This window comes from Desulfovibrio desulfuricans DSM 642 (genome assembly GCF_000420465.1).
Taxonomy (GTDB): Bacteria; Desulfobacterota; Desulfovibrionia; order Desulfovibrionales; family Desulfovibrionaceae; genus Desulfovibrio; species Desulfovibrio desulfuricans.
In genome coordinates this window covers 467,749-492,991 of the sequence record NZ_ATUZ01000011.1, presented here as the reverse complement: position 1 = coordinate 492,991, position 25,243 = coordinate 467,749, and the positions used below count along the sequence as shown (strand labels likewise).

20 protein-coding genes are annotated in these 25,243 nt (G+C 56.5%); 13 read left to right on the top strand and 7 right to left on the bottom strand.

The genetic code is table 11. The features are described from left to right. Positions 1-232: 232 nt before the first annotated feature. A complete protein-coding gene (locus tag G449_RS0103880; RefSeq protein WP_022657999.1) occupies positions 233-793 on the bottom strand; it encodes a glycine cleavage system transcriptional repressor in 561 nt (186 codons plus the stop codon). 380 nt (positions 794-1,173) lie between these two features. Here G449_RS0103880 and lysS point away from each other — a divergent pair, with 380 nt between their 5' ends. From lysS to fabZ, 8 genes are all read left to right on the top strand, one after another. Beyond that, positions 1,174-2,679 carry a lysine--tRNA ligase gene (lysS, locus tag G449_RS0103875; protein ID WP_034605024.1) on the top strand — a complete coding sequence of 502 codons (1,506 nt, stop codon included), beginning with the start codon at positions 1,174-1,176 and terminating at the stop codon, positions 2,677-2,679. 290 nt (positions 2,680-2,969) lie between these two features. After that, positions 2,970-5,063 carry a methyl-accepting chemotaxis protein gene (locus G449_RS0103870; RefSeq protein ID WP_022657997.1) on the top strand — a complete coding sequence of 698 codons (2,094 nt, stop codon included), beginning with the start codon at positions 2,970-2,972 and terminating at the stop codon, positions 5,061-5,063. A 432-nt stretch (positions 5,064-5,495) separates the two neighbouring features. After that, positions 5,496-6,722, top strand: coding sequence for a lipoprotein-releasing ABC transporter permease subunit (locus tag G449_RS0103865; protein ID WP_027180681.1), 1,227 nt, complete (start codon positions 5,496-5,498; stop codon positions 6,720-6,722). A gap of 2 nt (positions 6,723-6,724) precedes the next feature. After that, positions 6,725-7,411, top strand: coding sequence for an ABC transporter ATP-binding protein (locus tag G449_RS0103860; RefSeq protein WP_022657995.1), 687 nt, complete (start codon positions 6,725-6,727; stop codon positions 7,409-7,411). Then, positions 7,392-10,157 (top strand): outer membrane protein assembly factor BamA, encoded by a 2,766-nt coding sequence (bamA, locus tag G449_RS0103855; protein ID WP_022657994.1) that lies wholly within the window; start codon positions 7,392-7,394, stop codon positions 10,155-10,157. The genes G449_RS0103860 and bamA overlap by 20 nt, the downstream gene beginning before the upstream one ends. A gap of 222 nt (positions 10,158-10,379) precedes the next feature. Beyond that, positions 10,380-12,845: an N-acetylmuramoyl-L-alanine amidase gene (locus tag G449_RS0103850; protein WP_245170831.1), complete on the top strand. Its 2,466-nt coding sequence runs from the start codon at positions 10,380-10,382 to the stop codon at positions 12,843-12,845. Positions 12,846-13,045: 200 nt separating this feature from the next. Beyond that, positions 13,046-13,591, top strand: coding sequence for an OmpH/Skp family outer membrane protein (locus tag G449_RS0103845; protein ID WP_022657992.1), 546 nt, complete (start codon positions 13,046-13,048; stop codon positions 13,589-13,591). 103 nt (positions 13,592-13,694) lie between these two features. Beyond that, a complete protein-coding gene (fabZ, locus tag G449_RS0103840; protein WP_022657991.1) occupies positions 13,695-14,162 on the top strand; it encodes a 3-hydroxyacyl-ACP dehydratase FabZ in 468 nt (155 codons plus the stop codon). 135 nt (positions 14,163-14,297) lie between these two features. Here the strand turns inward: fabZ and G449_RS17680 are convergent, their stop codons facing one another. The 3 genes from G449_RS17680 to G449_RS18370 all read right to left on the bottom strand — a co-directional run bounded on the left by G449_RS17680 (position 14,298) and on the right by G449_RS18370 (position 17,295). Beyond that, the gene (locus G449_RS17680) at positions 14,298-15,440 is read right to left on the bottom strand and encodes a glycosyltransferase family 9 protein (RefSeq protein WP_022657990.1); all 1,143 of its coding nucleotides are present in this window, start codon (positions 15,438-15,440) and stop codon (positions 14,298-14,300) included. Continuing rightward, positions 15,440-16,840 (bottom strand): undecaprenyl-phosphate galactose phosphotransferase WbaP, encoded by a 1,401-nt coding sequence (gene wbaP, locus G449_RS0103830; RefSeq protein WP_027180679.1) that lies wholly within the window; start codon positions 16,838-16,840, stop codon positions 15,440-15,442. The genes G449_RS17680 and wbaP overlap by 1 nt, the downstream gene beginning before the upstream one ends. 317 nt (positions 16,841-17,157) lie before the next feature. After that, entirely contained in the window at positions 17,158-17,295 is a 138-nt protein-coding gene (locus tag G449_RS18370) for a hypothetical protein (RefSeq protein WP_022657988.1), read from the bottom strand. Here G449_RS18370 and G449_RS0103820 point away from each other — a divergent pair. The 4 genes from G449_RS0103820 to G449_RS0103805 all read left to right on the top strand — a co-directional run bounded on the left by G449_RS0103820 (position 17,294) and on the right by G449_RS0103805 (position 20,245). Next, positions 17,294-18,037 carry an ABC transporter substrate-binding protein gene (locus G449_RS0103820; protein WP_022657987.1) on the top strand — a complete coding sequence of 248 codons (744 nt, stop codon included), beginning with the start codon at positions 17,294-17,296 and terminating at the stop codon, positions 18,035-18,037. The genes G449_RS18370 and G449_RS0103820 overlap by 2 nt on opposite strands. A gap of 85 nt (positions 18,038-18,122) precedes the next feature. Further along, positions 18,123-18,815 (top strand): amino acid ABC transporter permease, encoded by a 693-nt coding sequence (locus G449_RS0103815; protein WP_022657986.1) that lies wholly within the window; start codon positions 18,123-18,125, stop codon positions 18,813-18,815. 2 nt (positions 18,816-18,817) lie between these two features. Continuing rightward, complete coding sequence (locus G449_RS0103810) at positions 18,818-19,576, top strand: amino acid ABC transporter ATP-binding protein (RefSeq protein ID WP_022657985.1); 759 nt, start codon at positions 18,818-18,820, stop codon at positions 19,574-19,576. After that, on the top strand, positions 19,577-20,245 hold the full coding sequence (locus tag G449_RS0103805) for an amino acid ABC transporter permease (protein WP_022657984.1): 669 nt from the start codon (positions 19,577-19,579) through the stop codon (positions 20,243-20,245). A 108-nt stretch (positions 20,246-20,353) separates the two neighbouring features. Here the strand turns inward: G449_RS0103805 and G449_RS0103800 are convergent, their stop codons facing one another. After that, a complete protein-coding gene (locus tag G449_RS0103800; RefSeq protein WP_022657983.1) occupies positions 20,354-20,701 on the bottom strand; it encodes a DVU0772 family protein in 348 nt (115 codons plus the stop codon). A gap of 74 nt (positions 20,702-20,775) precedes the next feature. Continuing rightward, positions 20,776-23,499: a tetratricopeptide repeat protein gene (locus G449_RS0103795; RefSeq protein WP_022657982.1), complete on the bottom strand. Its 2,724-nt coding sequence runs from the start codon at positions 23,497-23,499 to the stop codon at positions 20,776-20,778. Positions 23,500-23,584: 85 nt separating this feature from the next. Between G449_RS0103795 and G449_RS0103790 the strand changes: the two genes are divergently transcribed. Further along, a complete protein-coding gene (locus G449_RS0103790; RefSeq protein WP_027180678.1) occupies positions 23,585-23,950 on the top strand; it encodes a molybdenum cofactor biosynthesis protein MoaE in 366 nt (121 codons plus the stop codon). Positions 23,951-24,134: 184 nt separating this feature from the next. Here the strand turns inward: G449_RS0103790 and secF are convergent, their stop codons facing one another. After that, complete coding sequence (secF, locus tag G449_RS0103785; RefSeq protein WP_022657980.1) at positions 24,135-25,238, bottom strand: protein translocase subunit SecF; 1,104 nt, start codon at positions 25,236-25,238, stop codon at positions 24,135-24,137. Positions 25,239-25,243 lie beyond the last annotated feature (5 nt).

Sequence of the window (25,243 nt, the reverse complement as noted above, 5' to 3'; positions counted from 1 at the left end):
TGCATCATTTCTGAAACAGAGCGCTACCGCAGTGGTGGGCATCCGCTCACGCAATCGCAAGGGCGATTTATGTTGAAATTGCCCTTGGGCCTGTTGACACTATGAGAAGTTTTGTTCCCTGCCAAGGAAGGAAGCCTTTTTATGAAGGGAGTGTACTCTTATGGTACTCAACCGGAATAAAAAGGCTTTCTGACGCAGGCAGGGGGCAAAAGAGCCAGAGTGGGAACAGGCCCTAAAAAGAATTTACCCGATGCACTGCCTCAAAAATATCCCTGTGCTGGGCGCTGACGCGCAGGTCGCGCTTCTGCCCTTCGCAGTCAAGCTCGCGGCGCAGGCGGCCCATGTCAACGCTGTCAGGCACCATGACCTCAAACACAAAAAGCGCATGGTTGCTGCCGCCCTCGCCCAGAATGGCCTTGAGGCTCTCAATGTTCACGCCGTGCTGGGCAAAAACGCGGCTCATGGCGGCGATAAGACCGGGCTTGTCCGGCCCGTCGGCAGTGACCACAAAGGGTTCGCAGTGCAGGTCTGTGCCCCACTGTCCCTTGATAGCGGGCCGCACGAGGACGGAAAGATCAACCTTCGCGGATTCCAGTCCGGCGCTCAGCTTGGAGCGCAGGGTTTCCGCATTATCTTCCGGTGCTGCAACAACAAAGATAGCAGCAAATTCGCCGGAAAGGATGGTCTGGGTCACTTCTTCGATGTTGCAGCCGCTGTCTTCGAGAATGCGGCTGACAGAGGCCACCACGCCGGGGCAGTCGCGCCCCAGAAAGGAGGCTGTAAATTTTTGCATGGCGCTTTCCTTGAAAAAGCCGTCAGCTTGATTCTGACGGCGGTTGTATCGTGTAAAAGGGCTTTATATACGTAAACAGGTCAAAACTTCAAGGGGGCGAAAGCCCCGACTGGCGCGGATATAAGCCGCCGCATGCATTGATGTTTCCTGCTGCGTCAGAGTCGCATCAACAGCAGGAGCATCCAACAAAGCATTATTTTACAGCAATTTGCAGACACATTCCTCACAATCTTGACGCCCAAGCGTGAATGGCATACCGTAACGCTCCTTTCAGGTATGGGCCATTCAGGAGTCGTTACGTGGATACTCGGGAAAAGAAAAACAGCAAGCCGGCTATCAAGCTGGGTACCAAGTCGCAGCATGCGGGATATTTTATGCCCATGCTGGAAAGTTTCGCCGCGCGCGAAGGCCTCAACGAAGTTGTCAAAAACAGAGTTGTCAAATCGTGCGACCTTTTGGATGCGGGCGTACCGCTTTTCCCCAACGACTTCCGCAAGGAACACGACGTTGCCTGGGTGCTGGACAAATTCGGCGCTCTTGAAGGCGACTCCCTGGACAGCCAGGAAGACGTGTTTGCCATTGCGGGCCGCATAGTTTCCCTGCGCTCGTTCGGCAAGGTGGCCTTCTTCCATATTATGGACCAGAGTGGCCGCATCCAGTGTTACGCCTCGCGCGAACACATGGATGAAGAGAACTACACAGTGGTCAAAAAGCTCGACGTGGGCGACATCGTGGGCGTTTCCGGCCACCTGTTCCGCACCAAGACGGGCGAACTCACCATTGCCTGCCGCAAGATCAAGCTCATCACGCGCTCCATGCGTCCCTTGCCGGAAAAATATCACGGCCTCACAGACATGGAAACGCGCTACCGCCAGCGCTACGTTGACCTTATCGTCACGCCGCGCGCGCGCGAAATTTTCTTCAAACGCAGCCTGATTGTGCGCGAATTCCGCCGCTTTATGGAAGACCACGGCTTTATGGAAGTGGAAACTCCCATGATGCAGCCGCTGGCTGGCGGTGCCGCGGCCAAGCCCTTCAAAACGCACCACAATGCCCTTGATCTGCCCCTGTTTTTGCGCATTGCGCCCGAACTCTACCTCAAGCGGCTGCTGGTTGGCGGATTTGAAAAGGTCTTTGAACTGAACCGCAACTTCCGCAACGAAGGCATAGACACGCGCCATAATCCGGAATTCACCATGTGCGAATTCTACTGGGCCTATGCCACGTTCGAAGACCTCATGGATTTTACGGAACAGCTTTTTGCCCACCTTGCCATGACCGCCTGCGGCACCACCGTAGTGCCCTATCAGGGCGAAATGATCGACCTCACGCCCGGCAAGTGGACGCGCCTCAGCTTCTACGATTCGCTCACCCAGGTCGGTGGGCATTCGCCGGAATTCTACAACGATTACGGCAAGGTCAAGGCCTACATCCGTTCACGTGGGGAAAAGGCCGCCGACAGTGAAAGCCTGCAAAAGCTGCATGCCAAACTTTTCGATCTTGATGTGGAAGGCAAGCTCATTCAGCCCCACTTCATCTATCATTACCCAACGGAAATTTCGCCGCTTTCGCGCCGTAATGACGAGCATCCGGAACTGACGGACCGCTTTGAGCTGTTCATCACCGGGCGCGAGCTTTCCAACGCTTTTTCCGAGCTTAATGATCCTGTGGATCAGCGTCTGCGCTTTGAGGATCAGGTGCGCGAACGCGAGGCGGGCGATGACGAAGCCCACAGCATGGATCAGGACTACCTGCGCGCCCTTGAATACGGCATGCCCCCGGCTGCGGGACAGGGCGTGGGCATTGACCGCCTTGTGATGCTGCTTACCGACTGCGCCTCAATCCGCGAAGTTATTCTCTTCCCCTTGCTGCGCCCGGAAGTGTAAATCGGTAAGGTGCTACTTTATTTGGCCGTCTGTAAAAAGAATTGATACGATCGCTCAGCAAAGCGCCGCCTTATTGGCGGCGCTTTTTTGTTGTTCAACAGTTTTAACCAGATGCAAATTCAGCCCCTCATAAAAACTTGCCTGTCAAAAAACATTTTTGAATCAAAGGTATATACTATTGTCGCCACAGGTCGATAATTATACTCATAAAAACGTAAGCCAAGTTCATTGGGCATGTTTTCGCGTATGGCGCATACATTTATCGCATTGGCTTGGGCAAGGAGGTTCTTATGAAAATGGGGCTGCTGAGCAAGATGCTCCTGTCCATTCTTACTCCGGCAATTGCAGGGCTGCTGCTGGTTGCTGGTGTGAGCTATAAAATTTCTGAAAGCAACTTGCGCGAGCAGATTATCAACGATGCAAGGGCGCTGCTGCGCTGCCAAAGCATTGGCCTGCATGCAATGCTCACAGTGATGGAAGAGTCGCTCTCCATGGTTGCCGCCGACAACCGGGTTATTTTGTATCTTGATGCCGTCAACGATAAAATGCCTGAAGTCATGACGCGCACATTGTTCAACGATGCAGATGCCGCACTCAATGCCTTTGTGACGCTCAATTCCAACTTTGAATTTTGCGGTGTTGCCGGACGGGATGGCATAGCCATTGCCCATCACCTGGCAGGCCAAAAACACCCCAGCAAATCCGTTGGGGTAAGTTTTACAGACCGCTCTTACTACCGGCGCGCAATGCAAGGCCAGAAGACCATTACTGGCGTGATCAGCAAAACCACAGGCAAGGTTGCAACTATCATAGGCCTGCCCATCATGCGCAATGGCAAGCCCGAAGGTCTCGTGTGGGCAGGTATCGACAACGAAAATCTCGCCCAGACAACTACAAGCCAGATAGATTTCGGCACCAAGGGCGGCATCTATGCCTATGACACCAAGGGCATAATGATGCTGAACCGCGACCTCAAGGCATTTGGACGGGATGACAGCAAAAAACCCCATGTTGCGGAGATGCTGAAAAACCCAGAGGGATTTGTCAGATTTACGAGCGAAGACGGGGGCAACAAAACAGTCTTTTACAGGACCATGCCCGAAGTCGGCTGGATTCTTTGTCTGGAAGTGGACAGAGATGAAGTTTACACGCCCACGCGGATAATGCTGGGCAACTCCATGATGCTGACTTTTGCAAGCGCCCTTGTGGTCGGGCTGATCATCTTCTTTGCGGCGCGCGCCATCGCACGACTGCTCAGGAGCATTTCCGGTATTGCGGAATCCGTTGCGGAAGGCCGCCTTGAAACAACCCCTGCAGAAAAAGCCATGCTCTTTGCCGCCGAAAAACGCCGTGATGAATTCAGCACGCTGGCATCGGGCATGGAACACATGGTTGGCAATATCAAAACGCTGTTGCAAGAAAGCGAACAAAAAGCCAGGCACGCTCAGCAGGCAACGGAAGAAGCCAGGCTTGCCACAGCACGTGCAGAAGAAGCGGCCCAAAAGGCAGAAAGTGCCAAGCGGGAAGGCATGTTGGCTGCCGCGGGGCAACTGGAAGAAGTGGTCGCCATCATTTCTTCTGCCTCAAGCCAGCTTTCCGGGCAGATTGAGCAGTCGGACCAGATAGCCGCGCAGTCGGCCCAGCGCCTCAGCGAGGCCGCAACCGCCATGAACCAGATGAATGTGACCGTGCAGGAAGTGGCCCGCAATGCCTCCTCGGCCTCCGCAGTCTCAGCCGAAACGCGCACCAATGCTGAAAGCGGCGCAAACATTGTGGAAAGCGCCCTCCAAAGCATCGGGCAGGTGCAAAAAGTTTCGCTGGCGCTCAAGGACGACATGACCAAGCTGAACCAGCATGCCCAGGCAATTACCCAGATCATGAACGTGATCTCGGACATTGCCGACCAGACCAACCTGCTGGCCCTTAACGCAGCCATTGAAGCTGCCCGCGCGGGCGACGCCGGGCGTGGTTTTGCTGTGGTGGCCGATGAAGTGCGCAAACTGGCGGAAAAAACCATGGCCTCCACCAATGACGTGGGCAATGCGATCTCTGCCATTCAGCAGAGCGCTTCGCAGAGCGTGGCCGCCATGGACAAGGCCCTGACGGAAGTAAACACGGCCACCGAATTTGCCAACCAGTCAGGTGCCGCCCTGCGGGATATTGTGAGCAATGTGGAAGCCACTGCCGATCAGGTAAGCGCCATTGCCACCGCCAGCGAAGAACAATCCGCGGCCAGCGAGGAAATCAACCAGTCCATCGTGCAGGTCAACGCCATGTCCGGCCAGACTTCGCAGGCAATGGGCCAGGCCACAAAGGCCGTGGCCGACCTTGCCCAGCAGGCGCGCAGGCTGAGCGAACTTATTGAGGCTATGAAACGGGGCTAACACCCGGAACAATAAAACTTGGGGATGATCAGCCTTGTCCCTGATGACAAGAACGAAAAAGGGGCCCCCGGCCTGGTTTGTCAGCCAGCCGGGGGCTTTTGCCTGGTAGTTATCCTGCTAATGGAGATATTTCAAAATCAACACCAGACTGAAAAGAACTGGCAACAGGCAGAATGGTACAACGGAACCGTCTGTGTTCTAGCTGCAACACTACATACGCGCCAGTCTGGCACCTTCTCCCCTCCGAGGGGCTGCACCGGGTACCTGCCCTTGACAGTGTCCGGCTGCGGGAAGTTTACTCCAGGTACAAACAGTTGCGCGCTGCCTGCCAGCGGCAATCCCTGACGCAATTGGCTTGCCTTGCGGCAACGCAATGCCCCAGGTCTAAAATAACTCTTGAATATCCGGGCAAGGTGGGACAATATGCCGCAAATGTCATTTGAACTATTCGTTGCCCTGCGCTACCTCTTTTCGAGGCGAAAGCAGACATTCATCTACATCATATCGATCATGTCCATTCTGGGCGTGGCTATCGGCGTTGGTGCGCTGGTGGTGGTGCTTGGCGTGTACAACGGCCTCACCACCGACATGCGGGACAAAATCCTCGGGGCCAATGCCCACGCCATTGTCATGTCCTATATCCCCTCGGCCTTTGAAAACCGCACCGACCTTCTGGACCGGGTGCGTTCTGTCAAGGGCGTGACAGGGGCAACCCCCTTTATTTACACGGAAGTCATGCTTTCCGCTGGCGGCGGCGTCAAGGGCGTGGTCTTGCGGGGCATTGACCCGCAGTCGGCCCCTGCGGTGCTTTCCATGCTGCGCCAGATGCGCGTGGGTTCTGCCGCCGATCTTGAGCGCGAAGGCGCGCCAGGGCTTATTATTGGCGAGGAACTGGCCAAGCGCCTTGGGCTTGGCATGGGCAGCCGCGTGAATCTGCTTTCGCCCTCAGGGCAAAAGACCACCTCGGGCTACGCGCCGCGTGTGCGTCCCTTTGAAGTGGTAGGCATTTTCAAGACAGGCATGTTTGAATACGACTCCTCGCTGGGGTTTGTTACACTCAACGCCGCGCGCGATGTGCTGGGCCTGCCGGAAAATTATCTTTCGGGCGTGGAACTGACCGTGGCCGATGTATACAAGGCGGACAAGACCGCAGCCGAAGTTTCAACCGAGCTTGGCTCGCCCTTCTACGTGCGCTCGTGGATGGAAATGAACGCCAACCTTTTTGCAGCGCTCAAGCTGGAAAAAATCGGCATGTTCATTCTGCTGGCAATGGTGGTGCTTATCGGTTCTTTCTCCATTGTAACAACACTGGTCATGCTGGTTATGGAAAAAACCCGCGACATCGCCATAATGATGTCCATGGGTGCCACAAGCGGCATGATACGGCGTATTTTCATGTTTCAGGGAACAATCATCGGGGTTGTCGGCACATTGCTTGGCTATGCGTTTGGGCTTTCGCTCGGCTGGCTGCTCAAGCGCTACCAGTTCATCAAACTGCCTGAAAACGTCTATACCCTCGATCACCTGCCCATTATCATCACCCTCTCCGATGTACTCATCATTGGCGCAAGCGCCATGCTGCTGTGCTTTCTGGCCACCCTTTACCCGGCACGGCAGGCATCACGCCTGCAACCGGCAGAAGCCCTGCGCTACGAATAGCCATGTCAGCACTCTATACTTTTTCAAACGTGGGCAAAAAATTTGCCACACCCGGTGAAGAGACCGAGATTATCAAGGATATCAACCTGGTTGTGGAAGAAGGCGAGATGCTCGCCATAGTTGGACAGTCCGGTTCCGGAAAGAGTACCCTCTTGCATCTTATGGGTGCACTTGATACTCCAAGTACGGGCGAGATATGTTTTGAAGGGCGCAACATGGCGCTCATGAGCGCTGACCAGAAAGCTGCCTTTCGCAACAAGACTCTGGGCTTCGTTTTTCAATTTCATCATCTGCTGCCGGAATTTTCAGCCCTCGAAAATGTGGCAATGCCGGCAATTATTGGCGGTGCTAAACAAAGCGCCGTAATGAGCCGTGCGCGTGAAATGCTTGACCGCGTGGGGCTATCGGCGCGTATGGAAAGCAAGATCGCCACTCTCTCGGGCGGCGAACGCCAGCGGGTGGCCATTGCGCGCGCGGTTTTTATGCGACCGCGCGTTCTGTTGGCTGACGAGCCCACCGGCAATCTGGATGAAGTTACGGGAGCGCAGGTGGGCGCTCTCATGAACGAACTCAACCGTGAATTGGGCATGACCCTCGTTGTTGTAACGCACAACCGAGAGCTGGCCGCAGGCATGGGCAGAACCCTGGAACTGAAAGCGGGGACATTGTATGAAAAGATTTTTGAATAACGTACTGTGCAAAGCCCTGTGCCTTGCCGTGCTGGCCTGCGCCACCCTGGCGCTTCCGGGTGGAGCCGTAGCGGCAGAAGGGGCCCTTGTGCTTGTTCTGCCCTTTCAGGTGAACGCCGGGCCGGAAATGCCCAACGCCTCGCAGGATGTACCTCAGGCGATTGCCGATCAGCTCAAGCAGAACGGCATGCGCACTGTTCCCATGGAAACCGCCCGCGTTTTGCAGCGCAACAGCGGTGAATCCATTGACCTTGCCACCGCACGCGAACTTGGCCGCAAGGCTGGAGCGCGCATGGTTATTTACGGCAAGTTCAACCAGCTTGGTCAGGGTTTTTCCATGGACACGCGCATTGTGCCTGTCTATGAGGGCGAAGCCGTTCCCGCCGGATTTGAGCGTAACTCGCTGACCTCGCTGAACGAGTGCGCCGCTGTGCTGGCCAAACGCGTGGCCGAAATTTCCAATCCCGGCACAGCCGCCGAGGCAGCGCCCCAAAAGAGCGATGCGCCGGCGACTCTTGTTCCCATGAACGCCCCCACCTCTGCCCACGGCGGGCTTGCCGATGTGCAGGTACGCGGCATGAAGGTGCTTGACCCCGATACAGTGCTCATGCGCCTCACCATCCGCAAGGGCGACAGCCCGGACGCCACGGCCATCAACGAGGAAGTGAAGCGCATATGGGATATGGGCTACTTCAGCGATGTGCAGGCCACACTTGAAGGCAACGTGCTTGTGTTCACCGTGGTTGAAAAACCGCGCATCGACAACATCGTTGTTGACGGTTCGGACAAAGTCAGCAAGGACGACGTGCTTGCGGCCATGGGCACCAAGAGCGGCAGTGTTCTGAACGAACAGGTGCTTTCGGACGACCTCCAGAAAATCAGCGAACTGTACCACAAGGAAGGCTTTTACCTTGCCAAGGTCACCTACCGTCTTGAAGACCGTCAGGGTGGCCGCGGCGCAGTGCTGGTGATCAGCGTTACCGAAGGCAACAAGCTTTATATCAGGGACGTCAAGATTGAAGGCCTCAACAAGCTCAATCGCGGCGATCTTGACAAATACATGGCCCTCAAGACGCGCGGCATTTTCTCGTGGCTGACGGGTACCGGCGTGCTCAAGGATGAATACCTGGAGCGCGACACCAACGCTATTGCCGCCTTTGGCCTTAACGAAGGCTACGTGGACATTCAGGTGGCTGCGCCTACCGTTGAATACCGAGATGACGGCATCTACATCACATTCAACGTGCACGAAGGCCCCCGCTACACCGTGCGCGATGTGGTCTTTGCGGGCGATGTTATCGACAGCGAAGACAAGATGCTTGAAGTCGTGCAGATGGACGACTGGAAAAAGTCCGACAAGTACTTCTCCCTCACGGTCATGCAGGAAGACTCCAAACGTCTGACCGACTACTATTCCGATTACGGCTATGCTTTCGCCGAAGTGGACACCAAGGTCGTCAAGGCCGATGACGGCAGCGACCAGGTGGACGTGGGCTATGTGATCAACAAAAAACAGAAGGTCTTCATTCGCCGTCTGTCTGTCGAGGGCAATACCAAAACCCGCGACAACGTCATTCTGCGCGAAATGCGCCTGGGTGACGGCGACATGTACGAAGGCGCCAAACTGCGCCGCTCCAACGAACGTCTGAACCGTCTGCACTTCTTCTCAGCCGTGGATATGGAACTGATCCCCACGGAAAACGAAGACGAAGTTGACCTCAAGGTCAAGGTCAAGGAAACCAATACCGGCGCCATCATGGGCGGCGTGGGCTACTCCAGCTACTACAGCGTGGGCGTCACCGCCTCCATCATGGAGCGCAACCTCTTTGGCCGCGGCTACTGGTTGCAGTTGCAGGGCTTCTTCTCCTGGCGCCGTACGTCGGGCGTGCTGTCCTTCACCAACCCGCGCCTGTACGATACTGATCTTTCTGTCGGCAACGACCTGTACTACACGCACGATTACTGGGACAACTTTACCAAGGACACCGTCGGCGACACCATTCGTCTGTCGTATCCCATCGGTGAATACACCAGCATAGGCGGCGGTTATCGTCTGGAACGCTATGTTCTTTACGATGTGGACGACGACGCCTCTCCCTACATTCGCGACTACAAGGGCACCAACTGGACAAGCGCCGTTTCTGGCCGCATCCTGCGCGACACCACGGACTCCAAGGAACGGCCCACCAAGGGTACCATTGCCCGCCTGTGGGCTGAATACGGCGGTGGCGGCCTCGGCGGCACAGACAACTTTATCAAGACTGTGGCCGACTGGCAGGGCTTCTGGTCCTTTAACCCGCAGAATACCGTCCACTTGCGTGGCCGGTTGGGCGGCGTGTACCAGAATACCAACTCCAACGTCCCGGTGTTTGAACGCTTCTGGGTTGGCGGCATGGATACCATTCGCGGTTACTCCTTCTCCGACCTCTCGCCCCGCGACTACAAGTACAACGGCGACCAGATCGGCGGCGACCGCATGGGTATTGCCAACGTTGAATACATCTGGACCTTCCAGAAAGAGCTGGGCCTTGCTCTGGTTCCCTTCTTCGATGCCGGTTACAACATCGACAGCAAGACCATGGGCAACGACCTCAACAAATACATTGTCTGCTCCACGGGCCTTGAACTGCGCTGGCGTTCGCCCATGGGCGATCTGCGTATCGCCTATGGTGTTCCGCTGGTTCAGGACTACGATAAGGAACGTGAATCCGGCCGCATAGAATTCAGCATGGGCCAGTTCTTCTAGCCCTCACTTCTGCCGCTGTTGCGGCTAAGATTCGGCGCGCCGGAGGCACAGTTTTCTGTGTATCCGGCGCGCTGCTTTTTTCCATGCCCATGCCAACGCTTATCAGCCCACAAAAAAGGAGTTTTGCCATCTTCGCGCCGCTGGCATACAATATGCTTACAATAACGCAGGCAAAACTTTAAAAGTCAAATTACCGACACCATCATGGCAAAAGGAAAAACCGTGGCCGGAAAAAAAGCCCAGCCCAAGGCTTCCGAACCAACTGGCAACAACCAGATGCGCAGACTTGTTCCGCCTCTGGCCTTTCTGGTTGCCCTGTGCCTGATGGTCGTCTGCTTTTACGACTCCGGCTATACTTCCTTGCCGCCAACGGGCAAGCGCTACGATCTTGCCAAGGCAAATATTGAAACCCTGCGGCAGGATGAAAAGCGTTCAGGCCAGCGTGAACCGTGGGAAAATCTGGCTGCGGAGTTCCGCGCCATCTATGATGCTGATCCGGGCTGGCCCAACCGCCCTGCGGCCCTGTTCCGCGCTGCGGAAAGCCTGGAGGAGCTGGCCCGACGCTCGTTCGCCAAGGCTGATGCCCGCAAGGCCATCGAGTGTTATGAAGCTGTCGCCCAACGCCATGCCGACAGCCGGCTTGCCGATGACGCACTTTTTCGTGCTGCCAAGCTGCGCGCCGCGTGGCTTAAAGACGACAAGGGCGCACAGGCACTGCTTGAGCGCATCAAAGCCCAGTACCCCAGGGGCGATATGATCCAGGAGGCCCAGGCGCTGGAAAAGACGCTTCAGGCTGCTGCCAATGGGCGCACCGCCCCAGAGGCGCGTCAGGTTTCCAGCACCGATGGCAAGGAACCCAAGGACGAAGCAGTTCCAGCAAAGGGGTCTTCTGCCCCCAGTACAGCCGCATCTTCCACAGCTGGCAACACCGATACGACGGCAGGCCAGCTTGCCAAGGCCTCGGCCTTGCAGCCCCTGCCGCAAGTGGAACTTTTGCCCCGTTATCGCGAAGCCAAAGCGAAAATGGATGCCCTGCGCGCCGACAAAGTCCGGTCGTGCTGGCGTCAGCCCTGGGAAGAACTGACCACTGAATTTTTGCGCATCTATACCAGCCGTAAAGACTGGGCCATTTCTCCCGGTGCGCTGTTCCGCGCTGCTGCCAGTCAGGAGGCCCTTTCAGACTGCTCGCATCTTGCAGATGAATATCGACAGGCGCGCGACCTCTATCTCAAGCTTGCGCAGGAGTTTCCCAAGAGCGCCCTGGCTGACGACTCGCTGCTCCGCGCCGCGTCCATTGAGGCTGACCGCCTGAACCAGACCTCGGAAGCTCTGGAACTGCTTGACGCCATCATGGCCCTGTATTCCGGCGGCGATATGGTGGCGGAGGCGCAAACCCTGCGCAACCGCCTCACAGGCGCTCCTGCAGCAACTGCCAGCAAGGCTGGCAATGCGCCGCAGGTTACCCGCCCGGTGGTTCAGTCCCTTTCGTGGAATTCGCTGAGCAAAAACAGCGTGGAGATTGTTCTTGAGCTGAGCGCCCCTGCCCGTTACACGGCAAAGTTGAACACAAGCAGCGCAAAAGGCAAAAACAGGGCTGATCAGGCATCCCTGCATGTCGCCCTGGAAAATGCCTCTGTGGAAAAGGATATTCGCAAGGGTGTGAACATCCGGGGCAGCCTTTTCAAGGGAATGAGCGTCAGCGACAGCAAGGGCGGCGAAACCGTGCTCCAGTTCAATTTTCAGGATGCGCGCCGCTTTGATGCCCGTACAGAAACCAACCCCTGCCGCATTATCCTGCGGGTGGCGGGCGGCAGCACGCAGTTGCCGCCGGTCAGCAATGCAAAAGCCGGATTTGCCGATGCGCAACCCACGGCGGAAAATCAGGCAACAGTGGCCGACGCCAGCGGCACACAGCCTGCAACCCCGCCCTCGCCGCGCCTGGTGCGCGATATGGCCCGCCAGCTCGGCCTGACGGTACGCACGGTATTTATTGATGCCGGTCACGGCGGGCGCGACCCAGGCACCAATCACAACGGAGTGCTGGAACGCATCGTATCCCTTGACTTGGCCCTGACCCTGGGCAGACTGCTTGAGGCCAATGGCCTGGAGGTTGTTTACAGCCGCACTGCGGATAAGCATATTTCGCTGCGTGAACGCACCACCATGGCCAACGCCGCCGGAGCGGATCTGTTTGTTTCGATCCACGTCAACGCCAATGATGATCCTTCGGTGCAGGGCTTTGAAACGTACTACCTCGATATTGCCAGCAATCCTGAGGCCGCGCGCCTTGCCACCCTTGAAAATGCCGACGGCGACCACCGGCTCGGCGATATGCAGAAAATGCTCGCCGATGTCATGCTCAATGCAAGGGTGGACGAATCACGCCATCTGGCGCAAGATATTCAGCGGCTTTCACAGTTCCGTTTGAAGCGCCGACAGTATGATACAAAGGATAATGGCATCAAATCTGCGCCATTTATTGTTCTGCTTGGCGCACAAATGCCCGCAGTACTTGTGGAAATTGGTTATTGCACCAACAGGGAAGAAGCAGCAAGGCTTCTTACGCCCAAATACCGCATGACCCTGGCCGAGGGGCTTGCCGAGGGCATTCTTGCTTACAAGGACAAGCTTCTTAAGCGCAGGACTGTCCAGAATTCCTTGACGCAAGAAGGCGCTGGTGCTATGTGAGGCGAGTAATTTCAACTACGTGTCCCCGGCCTGTATCATAGCAAATGACTGTTCCTTTGGGCGCGTCTGATAATTATAGCTGTTTTGCCAAGTGTATTGAACAGTTGCAAACAGCAGTGGCATCTTCTCTTACGGCGCGCGGGTCATCCCAGTTCCGCAAGGACGACATAACAAATCAGCATTGGGGAAGGAGAACTTTCATGCGCAAGGTTTTGATGACGGCTGTTGCGGTTGGCTTGTTGCTTGCCGGGCAAGTCTATGCTGCAGACGGCGGCGCCGTACCCGCAGCCAAGATCGGTGTTGTTGACATGCAGACCGTGGCGACGCAGAGCGTCCCTGCCCAGGCCGCCAAAACAACAATGGAAAGCAAGTTCGGCACTGAACGTAACGAACTTGAAAAACAGGGCGAAGCGCTGAAGAAAAAGGCCGATGCTCTGAAAAACCCCAAGGCCAGCGAAGAAAAAAAGCTGGACTTCATCCGTTCCAAGCAGGATCTGGATCAGAAGACCCGTAACTTCCTGCGCAAGGTCGAACAGGAAGAAGTGAAGCTTCGCCAGGATATGGTTACCCTGGTCTTCAGCGCCACCTATGAAGTTGCCCGCGCCAAAGGCTTCAACTTTGTGGTGGACGTAACCGCCGGTGGCGTGCTGTACGCCGACCAGTCCATGGATCTGACCCAGGACGTGCTGGCCGAAGTGAACAAGATCTACAAAGAAAAAGCCAACGAAAAGAGCGGCAAAAAATAAAGCCCTCAGCCGTTAATTCTCAGGCCTCTCAACCCGGATGGGGCGAGAGGCCTTTTTTCATGCCGCCAACGGGCGGATAAGAACAACTCATCAGGAGGCCCCCATGCAGGATACCGCCCCCCAGAATACGGGCATGGACATACAGCGCATTTTGCGCCTGCTGCCGCACCGCTACCCCTTTTTGTTGGTGGACAGGGTTGTGGAATGCGTAGCAGGCTCGCACATCCGGGCCTATAAAAATGTTACGTTCAACGAGCCTTTCTTTCAGGGGCATTTTCCCGGTGCTCCCATCATGCCCGGCGTGCTCATTCTGGAAGCTCTGGCCCAGACAGGCGGCCTGCTGGCCGTTTCCGGCATGGACAGCCTTGACGACAAGCTCTTTCTCTTCACCGGCCTTGACGGCGTAAAATTTCGCCGCCAGGTGGTTCCCGGCGACAGGCTTGACCTTGAATGCAGCAATCTGCGCATGAAGCTCAAGCTCTGCAAAATGGAAGCCCGCGCCTTTGTGGACGGCAAGCTTGCCGCAGAGGCTCAGATTACCGCCGCCATCGGCGACAGGCCCAAGAGCTAGTTCCACAAAAGCTGGCCGCAATGTTTAAGGGGAAGGGATCAACAATCCCTTCCCCTTTCATATTTCTGCCCTCCGGCGCAAGGCCATCTGCCCACAAGCAGACCGCACGACGGAATTTTTTTACTGCTATTTGCCCTAAAAGAGCGAAAGGCTGTGCAGGGCATCCACCACATCTTCCACCGGCAGCGAGTCAAGACAGGAAGTGTGAGGCCGTGGGTATTCAAAGCCCAGGTTGAGGTAGGCGTATGGCCCCTTGTGCGGCAAAAGTGCGCGCACATGACGCCCCACCGGCCCCCAGCGCAAGGGATTGGTCGGCCCATGCAGCCCCACGGTGGGTGCGCCCGCAAGCGCTGCCAGATGCATGGTGCCCGTGTTTACGGAGACTACAGCCGTGGCGCGGCTGAACAGCCAGGCAAGGCCTGCAAGTGATGTTCTGCCAGCAAGCGAAATCGCAGGACATTGGGGATGCGCCCGCAAAAAAGCGTCATTACGCGGGGCATCGGCTGGCGCACCGGTCAGGTAGACCTCAAACCCCTTGCTGCCCAGCAGTCTGGCCAGAGCATCCCAACTGTCGGCAGGCCACTCCTTGAGCCAGGCATTGGAGCCTGAGGGCCACATGTGCAGAAAAACCCTCCGCGGCAAGGCATCGCCTATGTCGCCTGCTGGTTCCAGCCTGCCGCAAAGTTCAGCGGGCAGATCATCCGGCGGAGACTGCGGCAAAAGCAGGCGTGGCGCACCCTGAAGATCCGGGTACAGGGCGCGGCCCAGCTCCATGAAATTTTCCACCTCATGCCTGTCATTGCGGTGAGGCACCTTGAAGCTATAGCCAAAGGCGCGGTGCTGCCCTTCCGTATCAAAGCCCACTGTGGTTCGGGCGTTGGAAAGGTTGCTCAATATGGCCCCAAGCCGCGCCCACTGCGTGCTGTCAATGAGCGCATCGAGACGTTGTTCGCGCAGCCATGCTACCATGGCAGAAACATCCGTCACCGCAAAAGACGCGCACTGGTCAATACCAGGGATCAGACTGACGGTAGCGGCATTGGCGCGGGACACGAGCAGGGCAATATGCACGTTGGGCAGCCGCTCGCGCAGGGCGGTGATCAGCGCTGAAAGCAGCAGCAGATCGCCAATGGCCCCCAGACAGATAAAACCCACGCGCTGCGGCGCGGCATCCGGCACAGATTTTTTGCCCAGACGCGCAACCGCGCTGCATGCCGCCAGGGGAATGCCCGCATAACGATCAAGCAAACGGTTAAGCCTGTTGCCGCGTTCTCCCATCAGTATGCTCCATACCCGGTTATGACCACAGGAATCGTTTTGGCCAGGATCCACAGATCCATCCAGACAGACCAGTTGTTGATATAATAGTGATCAAAGGCCACGCGCTCGGCATAGGTGGTATTATTACGGCCAGAAATCTGCCACAGCCCGGTAATGCCGGGGCGCACCATGCAGTATTCTTCATACACCGGGCCGTACTTTTGAACTTCGTTCTGCACAATGGGGCGCGGCCCCACAAGGCTCATATCGCCGATAACCACGTTGAGCAGTTGCGGCAGCTCATCAAGGCTGACCTTGCGCAAAATGCGGCCCACGCGGGTTATGCGCGGATCATGCTTGAGCTTGTGGTCTTTTTCCCACTCCGCCCGCAATTCAGGATCGTGTTCAAGCACTTCCCTGAGCACCATATCGGCCTTGTCCACCATGGTGCGAAACTTGAAAATCCTGATCTCGCGGCCCCCGTGGCCAATACGCCGCTGGCGATAAAATACGGGGCCCTTGCTGTCTAGGCGAATAGCCAGAGCCAGCAGCAAGCCAAGAGGCAGCAGCACAACGCCGCCAAGGGCGCAGAGCAGCACATCCATAAACCTTTTGACCCGCAGGCGGCGCTTGTCGCGCAGGTTTTGCCGTACCTGCAAGCCCACGGCAGTGCCAAGGTCGCGCGGGGTCAGCCAGTGCGCGCGGAAGCCATCGTTGAAGGAAGGCACCACAAGAATGCGCTCAAAATAACGGCTGGCTTCGGTAATATAGTCAAGGCTCTGCCCCTGATCCGCCTTTTGCAGAATCATGGCCATCGCCTTTGGCTTGGCCTGCGACGTTTCCGCGAAGAGTTTGCGCACGGCGTCTTCATTGGTGGGCAAAGAATATATGGCTACCGGGTGCAGCCCGCGCTCGGGGCGGCGCTTGAGGTACCGCCAGAAGTCACGCCCGGCGTTGCCGCTGTCAAAAATTATCAGCGGTCTACTCCACCAGCGGCGGCGCATAAACAGGTGGCGGCAATAGCTGCGCATGAGCGGCAGCGTAAAGACCGTAGCCAGCCAACTGCCCGCAATGACAATTCGGGAGTAGGTATCGCCTGCTTTTGAAAGGAAAAGCACTGCCAGAATGATGCCGTACATGAGGCTTGTGAGCTGGAACAATGCTTTGAGCTCGCGGTGCGGAGGCAGACTTATGCTTTGATAAAGGCCAAGCCCGGCGGCCATCACCGGCCCCATGAGCAACAAGGGCAATGCCCCGCGATACTGTGAAAAATCCACGTCGCCAAAAGCGGCGCGCACAAGAAAAACCACCAGGGCCGTGCCGAGGATGGTGAAAAGGTCAGCAAGACAAAGCAGGGTTTTTTGCGGGGAAAGCCCGCAAGCCAGAAGCGCCCTGACCCAGAGGGGATATTGTTTCATGAGGAGCGGCGCTGTGCCGATGGATCCGGCACCACGTTTGCGCACGGCAAGCCGCGCTGTTGCTGAAAACACAGATACTCAAACAATGTAATGTTATTCTCTTTCGTTACAAAGCACAAGAATCGCCCCTTGGAATTACAGACAGACCCCGGCGGCCCTGTGACGCGGGCTATCGCCCTTGCGGCTTCCTCTTATTCGCGAAATGCCCTCGCTTTCGGGTCGGCAAAGCCGACTCCGGCTCGAACATTTCGGGCCGCACTCTGCCACGGCGGCCCTGTGACGCGGGCTGTCGCCCTTGCGTCACAGCCCTCCTTCTGTTACAGAAAGACCTTGTTTTGCAGTGGCCGCGCGGCGTTGGTAATAAATCCCAACCGCGCAGGTATGCGCGCCAGCCGCCCAAGGCGGCAGTGTCGGCGCATGTCCGTTCTGTCCTTTCCGAGGGGGAAATTGAACATGAAGAAGCTTCTCGTCTGCGCCCTGCTGGCCGCCGTGCTGGCCGCCGTGCCCGCATTTGCCAAAAAGGCCTATGTGAACGGCATTGACCCCGACTATCCGCCCTTTGCATACATGGATGAAAAAACTGGCAAACCCGCTGGTTTTGACGTGGATTCCATGAACTGGATAGCCAAGACCATGGGATTTGAAGTAGTTCACAAGCCCATGGCATGGGACGGCATCATCCCCGCCCTGCTCGCCAAGCAGATCGACATGGTTGACTCCGGCATGAGCATCACTGCAGAGCGCGCCAAGGTTGTGCAGTTCTCCAACCCCTACTGGACGGTTTCGCGCGTGTTTGTTGTGCCCGCCGATTCCAAGTTGACCCCTGCCGACATTCTGGGCAAAAAAATCCAGCTCGGCGTTCAGCGCGGCACCTCTGAAGCCAACGACATCAAAAAAGAGCAGGAAGAAAAGAAATATCCTTTTGAACTGCGCTTTTACGAATCTTCCCCCCTTGCGGTTGAAGACCTCCTCAATGGCCGCATCCAGGCTGCCCTGATGGACGAACTGCCCGCCAACAACGCCATTGAAAATGGCCGCGCCGTCAAGAAGGCCGGCACCCACGGCGAACCCGACAATTTCGGCGTTGCCATGCGCAAAGACGACAAGGAACTGCAGAAGCTGGTGAACGAAGGCTATAAAAAGCTTATGGCCGACCCCTACTGGAAAGAACTGCAGCAGAAATACCTGAGCAAATAACGGACGCGCAAGCGCCCACACGTCAAGCGCGAACCGCCTGCAACCCGGACGGTTCGCGCTTGTGCGGAAAAGGCACCCTCCATACATGAATTCACTGCTTGTGGTATACAACGCCCTGCCCTCCATTCTGTCCGGCAGTCTGGTTACGGTGGGCAACGTCACCCTGTCGCTGACAATGGGTCTGCTGCTTGGCGTGCCCATGGCCGTGGCCCAGGTCTATGGCGGCCCCTGGCTTCGGCGGCTGGTGGCGTTGTATGTTTGGTTTTTCAGAGGTGTGCCCATTTTGGTGCTGCTGTTCCTCTGCTACGGCCTGTTCATCAGCATCGGTATTTCCATTGATCCCTTTTTCATCTGCTGTATCGTTCTTGGCAGCACCAGCACGGCCTACCAGTCGCAGATTTTCAGGGGCGCTATCGAAAGCCTGCCCCACGGGCAGCTCAATGCCGCGCGCGCCCTTGGCATGCGCGAAAGAACAGGCATCTGCTCCATTATTTTGCCTCAGGCCATGCGCCTCTCCATCCCTGGCTGGGCCAACGAATTTTCTATTCTCCTCAAGGATTCGGCCATCTGCTTTGTGCTCGGTACGCAAGACATCATGGCCCGCACCTCGTTTGTGGCAGCCAGAACGCACGAGCATCTGGCCCTCTACGCCACAGCGGGCGTACTGTATTTTGTGCTGACGCTGGTGGTGCTGAAACTGTTGCGTCTTCTGGAACAAAAAATCCATGTACCCGGCTATTCCTCAGGGATCGGCATGGAAGGCATGGGTATGGGATAAGCATGAGCGTGGATCAACAAGCGGTATTGCAGGTCAAAGGCATTTCCAAAATGTTGGGCGGCAAGCCCATTCTGGATAATTGCAGTCTCACGGTGAACCGGGGCGAACTCAAGGTGCTCATCGGGCCTTCCGGCGCGGGCAAGAGCACGTTTCTTCAAAGCATCAACTGCCTTATCCCCCCCGATTCCGGAGAGATTTATCTTGAAGGCCAGTTGCTCAACCGCACGGACAAGGCCGCACTGTGCGCCTTTCGTGCCCAGGTTGGCATGATCTTTCAGGATTTCAACCTGTTTGATCACCTTACCGCCGAAGAAAACGTGGCTATAGCTCTGCGCAAGGTGCGCGGCATGTCTGCTGCCGATGCGCGCGCCCGCGCACAGGAAGAACTGGCCCGCGTGGGCCTTGCCCGCCGCGCAAGCCTGTACCCGGCGCAGCTCTCTGGCGGCCAGAAGCAGCGCGTGGCCATGGCCCGCGCCCTCGCCATGGACCCCAAGGTTATTCTGCTTGATGAACCGACCTCGGCCCTTGACCCCGAGCTTGTGGGCGAAGTGCTTGCCGTTATTCGCGATCTCGCCAGCGGCGGCATGACCATGGTCATGGCAACGCACCAGATGGATTTTGCCCGTGCCCTTGCCACCGAAATTATTTTCATGGAACACGGCAAGCTTATTGAACAGGGCTCGCCCGCCGTACTGCTGGCCGAAGGGTCAAACACGCGTACCCGCGATTTTTGCCAGCGCCTGCTGGAGATGGGGGCCTAAGTGCTGGACGCGGCCTTTTTCAGCAACGAACTGCTGCCAGCCCTGAACCGTGGGCTGCTGATTTCGATTGCGCTCATTATTCCAGCCGGGAGCCTCGGCTTTGCGGGCGGCGTACTCCTGGGTTGCGCCCGCGCTTTTGGGCCGCGCTGGCTGCGCCGCCTTGGCAACGGCTATACCTCGCTGATACGCGGTGTGCCCCTGGCCGTGCAACTGATGATGATCTATTATGCTCTGCCAAAACTCGGCATTTTCTTTTCGCCCTTTGGCGCGGCCCTGACCAGTTTCACACTCTGCACCGCCGCCTATCAGTCGGAATACGTGCGGGGAGCGCTGCTTTCCATCAGACAGGGGCAGGTGCGCGCCGCACAGGCGCTTGGGTTCAGCCAGTGGCAGACAGTCTCGTGGATCATCATTCCTCAGGCGGCCAGACGCGCCCTGCCCGGCTGCGGCAATGAGATCATCTATCTTATCAAGTACAGTTCGCTGGCCTATCTGGTTACGTGCCTTGAACTCATGGGCGAGGGCAAGGTTGTTGCCTCTGATACGTTTCGTTTTACCGAAGTCTTTATTGCTGTAGGCGCGTACTATCTGGCAATGGTCACCCTGGCAACGTTTCTGTTGCGTTGGCTTGAAGACAGATACCGTATCCCCGGTTTTGGGGCGCGCTAACGCACGCCTTTTGACCTTCTTCCAGGTCACGAGAAAGGCCCGCTTTACGCGGGCCTTTTAACATTTCTTTGTATTTTGGGGTGCCTCAGATGCACCCTGCGCTGGGCATCAATCCTGCCCAAGCTCCTTTTTGAGCCAGGACTTCACTTCGGGGGTAGGCTCGCTTATGCCCCGCCAGGAACCGTGAACCTTGCGGTAATCTTCCATCAGAACCGAAGGCAGGGGAACGGTAATCAGATCGTCCGCCCTTTCAGAATTACGCCTCACAAGCCGTATAACAGGCGGTTCCTGCCAGCTGTCCACCACAAAGTAGTGGGACACATCTTCCTTGGAGCGAACCGGCGGGTATTCTGAATGCCAGTCGTTATTTCCCCATTCCAGATACATGGTGACGGCGTGTTCGGGGCTGAGGTTCCAGTCTATATTGTAAAGAGAAAAATCCTTCAGGGATGTCATGGCTTCCTCCTCGAGTGCTTAATTTATTAATAACAATTATCGATAAATTACGCAAGTGTCTGGCCCAAGTTTAGCTACTTCTTCCCCGCTTGCTCCGCATCCTTCTTTTTCTGGGCGCGCTCAGCCTCAAGCCTGCGTTGCTGACGAACGCGCTCAAGCCGTGTTTGCTGCGCCTGTTCACGCTGCTGCCGCGCTTCCTCAAGCAGCCGCTCACGTTTGCGGTCAAAAACAAGTGTCGTACGCAGGGCCGCAGTCCCCAGAGAAACCATGGTCACAATGAGAATCAGAATCTTCTGGATCGACCACGGTTCGGAGCCAAGAATGTCCCGCAGCCAGCCCAGACGCAGCGTATCGCCCCAAAAATAGACCACCGGCACGGCAACGAAGCACAGCAGCAGCCCCAAGGCCTCCATCCACATGAACGTCTTGAGCAGGGTAAGGCCAAAAAGAGTTCCATCGCGTACCATTCGCAAAAATTGCAAGCGCTTGCGCAGACTGCGCAACAATTCAGCAAGGTGGGGAGTTTCCCCCTGAGCGCGCTTGAAGGCCTCGGCCTCCTTGAAGTTGCACGAAAATGCCCGGTTGATGATGCCAGCGCTCTCGTTAAATTCCTGACTGAACTCCCGCAGTGCCGCAGGAAAGGGGAACCAGGAGGCTTCATCCCGAATTTCCTGCAGGATATCAAGATAGTACTTGTATCGGTTGCGGAGGTCTTCAACTTCTCGGGCTATGCAGTCTTCCATTTCCCTTTCAAGGTTGGGCCGCTCAGCCACGACCTTGAGGTAGGCAAGGTAGTTGTTGATGTTGGCCAGGGTTTCCAGTTCACGCACCTTTTCACCCAGTTGCAACTGAACAGGATGTTCCGGCGCAAACCATGCATTGATACGGCCACTGATCTCGTTGACACGAACCCTGTCGGCATCTGCGCATTTTTTGGCCTCTGTCCACAGGTCATACAGGGCTGAAAGGATCAGCAGGCGGCCGCGCTCAAGGGCCGGATCTATGAGAGCCCTGTTGAAGTACGCCGGTTCTTCGCGGATGAGCGTTATAAGCTGATCCAACACAGGCTCGCAAAAACCCATTTTTACCTGACAAACGATTTCGCGGTACTTGACCTCGCGCCACTGGGGCATGACGCGCCAAATTTGTGAATACTGTTCTATGGCCTGAGAAAACTGCCCTTGTTCTTCCGCCAGACGCGCAAGAAAAAATTCTGTCCAGGCCTGCAAGGCGGGCGACGGCGTAAGCACCGCCGCATTGCGGAAGGCCGCTTCAGCACGGGGATAATCGTTGCGCTCAATGTGCGCAAAAGCCTGCACCATGTGCAGACGCGGATCGCGCTGATGCCGCGAAATTGCCTGGCTTATCTTCTTTTCCATCTCCGACATTTCAGACGGAGATGTAGTTATGAGCTTGTCCAGCAGATCCCAGGCGGGGCTGTCATCCTTGGAAGGCACGGCCTCGTTGGGCTCTGGCTCACGCATGCGGTAAAGCCAGTGCCTCGGCACGTTGCGCAACTGGCAGGCAGAATTTATTTCAAGCACGGCGCGCAGCACCACAGCGGCATCGTCTTCGCCGCCAAGCACCGCCCCGTAGCCGCCTGCCCCCTTTTCCGTCAGCGTCATTTCGATGCTGCGGAACCCTTCATTGATGGCTTCAAGATCTAGCTGCCCGATGTTTTCCCACACTTCCTGGCTGTTGGAGGCTGCCCCAAAACGCGTGGGGCATTCTGACGAATCATGGCTGTGAATACCGCAATAGACGCAGCCCATGCCAGAAGGGCTGGGCGATGTGAGGCGGCTTGGCATCAGCAGCGCAATAGACCTGCCGCTGAGGCTGTTTTCGTCCAGCATCACGTTGCACCAGCTGTCCATGGCCATCTGCTCGCCGGTAAAGCGCAGATCGCGGACAGTAAACCCCTCGCCCAGCAGATAGGCGTTGCGATAGCTCAGGTAGGGAAAATCCGGCATGAGATTATCCCATTGCAAGCCTATCTTCTTGGGCAGATCAGCATTGAAATTCAGGTTGTTGCGGTCGGCAACCACGCTTACGCAGGGCCAGTAGCCCGCTGCTTCGTTTTTTTCCTTGTCAAAGCTGTGCAGATAGTCGCGCATGAAGGTGCGCAGCATTTGCAGGTTGTCTATGGCAATCATCATGAACGTATTGTCCACGATGGATTTGATCTTGTGCTTTTGCAGCAGAACTTCAAGCCGCTTGAACATGGACGTCCAGCCGACCTGATAGGCCTTGTCGAGCGGGCTGCCCAAGGGGTGCAGCACGGCAAACCACGATTGAGTGGAGGCATAGGGCATGCGCACGTCAACCGTCATGGAGGCCCAGTCCACACCCGCCATGCCCTGCCGCCCGGAACGGCGCTCAAAGGTGATGCCGGGCAGTCCCTTTTTACCCTCGCGACTCTTGGGATGTATCCAGATTTCAAGGGCATCGGTCACAACGATCTGCTGGGCCTGCAAGGCTCCATCCAGCAGCAGGTTGACCTCGCGCTTGCGCCCGAACTGCAACCGCCCCGGGAACAGTTCAATAGCAACGGGCAGTTCGTTAAAGTTGCCCCACACCATCAGCCGGGCCAGAGCCAGAAAAACATCGTCAGTAAAGAAGAACCAGATTGACTGCTCCGCTTCTTCTCCCACCAGCATGCCGCCATAATTCAGCAGCGTCTGGCCTACGGCGGGGGCGAGCCTGTCGTGCCAGCTCACCCACACCACATGGCCCATGGTGCTCATGCGCACATCAATATTGCCCGGCAGGCGTGAGAGTAACTGCGATAAATGCGCCATGAATAAAGTCCTTTATACAAAGGCTGCCATGTTGTAGCCTGAAATGAACGGCGTTGATCTAGCCAATAAAACCAAGGCGGTTTTTATGGACATTAACAAAACTCTTCAGGAACTCAAAGCCCGCCCCGGCTTCGCCGACCACGTGGGTATGATGCTGGTGCACAACGGCGTTGTGCGCGCATGGTCGCGCGGGGATCATGCCCCGGTTACAGCCGTGCAAGTTTCGCACGACACCGCAAAGATGGACGCCATCTGCCGCGAGATGGAAAAACAGCCGGGAATTTTTGCCATCGTTGCCCAAGCCGAGGAAGGCCTGCTCAAACCCGGTGACGACCTGCTCTTTCTTGTGGTGGCGGGCGACATACGCGAGCACGTTAAAGCCACTTTTGCAGAACTGCTTGACCGTATCAAGGCCGAGGCCGTCATCAAGCAGGAAATTCACGATGCCTGACGCTTTTGCTTCTGTTTGCCTTATCGGCGGACTTGTAAAAAAGGCATGCCCACAGCATGCCTTTTTTCATAGCTGAACTATAGCAGTACAGACCGTATGACTGAAAAAAATCCCCGGCTGCCGCGGCAACCGGGGATTTTCACTGATCTTTCAGGCAAAGCATATCTGCGCTTTGCAATAAAGGCTACACAACGCCGTGTTCGCCGGGGCGCTCGTATTTGACGCCTTCCTGCGCGCGCTGAGTATAAAACTCAGAGTCGCCCAGCGCCAGGAGAATGGCCGAAGACACGTAAATGGACGAAGCAGTACCCACAAAAACGCCTATGAGCATGGTCAGGGCAAAGTCATGAATAACACCGCCGCCAAGCACAAAGAGCGAGAGTGTTGCCAGCAGCGTAGTGCCGCTTGTCAGAATAGTACGTGAAAGCGTCTGGTTGACGCTGCGATTGATGAGCGCAGACATTGTCAACTGAGGCGCAGCGCGCAGATTTTCGCGCAGGCGGTCATAGACGATGATGGTATCGTTGAGCGAATAGCCAACCAGCGTCAGCAAGGCCGCCATGACGTTGAGATCAATTTCAACCCCCATAACGGACAATAGCCCAAGCGTGATGCTGACGTCGTGCAGCAGGCCTACGATTGCCCCAAGCGCAAAGTTGAGCTTGAGGAAAAAGCAGACAACCAGCGTAATCGCGAGTGAAAGCAATACAAGCCAGCCCATGCCAAGCCCGGTGAGCCCGGCAAGGTACATTCCACCCCAAAGAGCGCCTGCCATTACGGCCCCCGCCATCCAGCGCTGCTCAAAACGGCCAGAAATGTAGACGGCGATCAGCAATACTGAATAATACAGAGCTGCAAGAGCCTTGTTGGTCAAATCAGCGCCGACCTTCGGGCCGACAACTTCAAGTCTTTGTATTTCAGCCTTGTTGTCAGGAAAAGCGCTTGCCAGCGTATCTATCAGGGCAGTGCGCAACTGGCTGGCATTGGCATTTTCTGACTGGGAAAAACGCAGCAGATAATCCCTGTCGCCATCGCCAAACCTCTGGGTGCTGATGCCGGGCAAGGCTGGTACATCCAGACTTTTCTTGAGTGCCTCATCCTTGACAGGATGCTCAAACTGAATCTGGGCGATCACGCCGCCGGCAAAATCGATACCCATTTTAAGGCCCTGCCCCATGAACATGGAAGCGAGGCCGACCAGAATCAGGAGCACTGAAATGCCATACGCCCAATGGCGCTTGCCGATGAAGTCCAGATTTGTGTCGTGCTTGATAAATGCGAAACCCATAATTG

What these genes read in the sequence shown, in the direction of transcription:
- wbaP (WP_027180679.1), bottom strand. Translation starts at nt 16,840, where the DNA reads ATGAAACAATATCCCCTCTGGGTCAGGGCGCTTCTGGCTTGCGGGCTT.
- G449_RS0103790 (WP_027180678.1), top strand. Translation starts at nt 23,585, where the DNA reads ATGGACATTAACAAAACTCTTCAGGAACTCAAAGCCCGCCCCGGCTTC.
- G449_RS0103880 (WP_022657999.1), bottom strand. Translation starts at nt 793, where the DNA reads ATGCAAAAATTTACAGCCTCCTTTCTGGGGCGCGACTGCCCCGGCGTG.
- secF (WP_022657980.1), bottom strand. Translation starts at nt 25,238, where the DNA reads ATGGGTTTCGCATTTATCAAGCACGACACAAATCTGGACTTCATCGGC.
- fabZ (WP_022657991.1), top strand. Translation starts at nt 13,695, where the DNA reads ATGCAGGATACCGCCCCCCAGAATACGGGCATGGACATACAGCGCATT.
- lysS (WP_034605024.1), top strand. Translation starts at nt 1,174, where the DNA reads ATGCTGGAAAGTTTCGCCGCGCGCGAAGGCCTCAACGAAGTTGTCAAA.
- G449_RS0103800 (WP_022657983.1), bottom strand. Translation starts at nt 20,701, where the DNA reads ATGACATCCCTGAAGGATTTTTCTCTTTACAATATAGACTGGAACCTC.
- G449_RS0103845 (WP_022657992.1), top strand. Translation starts at nt 13,046, where the DNA reads ATGCGCAAGGTTTTGATGACGGCTGTTGCGGTTGGCTTGTTGCTTGCC.
- G449_RS0103870 (WP_022657997.1), top strand. Translation starts at nt 2,970, where the DNA reads ATGAAAATGGGGCTGCTGAGCAAGATGCTCCTGTCCATTCTTACTCCG.
- G449_RS0103795 (WP_022657982.1), bottom strand. Translation starts at nt 23,499, where the DNA reads ATGGCGCATTTATCGCAGTTACTCTCACGCCTGCCGGGCAATATTGAT.
- G449_RS0103865 (WP_027180681.1), top strand. Translation starts at nt 5,496, where the DNA reads ATGTCATTTGAACTATTCGTTGCCCTGCGCTACCTCTTTTCGAGGCGA.
- G449_RS0103860 (WP_022657995.1), top strand. Translation starts at nt 6,725, where the DNA reads ATGTCAGCACTCTATACTTTTTCAAACGTGGGCAAAAAATTTGCCACA.
- G449_RS0103820 (WP_022657987.1), top strand. Translation starts at nt 17,294, where the DNA reads ATGAAGAAGCTTCTCGTCTGCGCCCTGCTGGCCGCCGTGCTGGCCGCC.
- bamA (WP_022657994.1), top strand. Translation starts at nt 7,392, where the DNA reads ATGAAAAGATTTTTGAATAACGTACTGTGCAAAGCCCTGTGCCTTGCC.
- G449_RS18370 (WP_022657988.1), bottom strand. Translation starts at nt 17,295, where the DNA reads ATGTTCAATTTCCCCCTCGGAAAGGACAGAACGGACATGCGCCGACAC.
- G449_RS0103815 (WP_022657986.1), top strand. Translation starts at nt 18,123, where the DNA reads ATGAATTCACTGCTTGTGGTATACAACGCCCTGCCCTCCATTCTGTCC.
- G449_RS0103810 (WP_022657985.1), top strand. Translation starts at nt 18,818, where the DNA reads ATGAGCGTGGATCAACAAGCGGTATTGCAGGTCAAAGGCATTTCCAAA.
- G449_RS17680 (WP_022657990.1), bottom strand. Translation starts at nt 15,440, where the DNA reads ATGGGAGAACGCGGCAACAGGCTTAACCGTTTGCTTGATCGTTATGCG.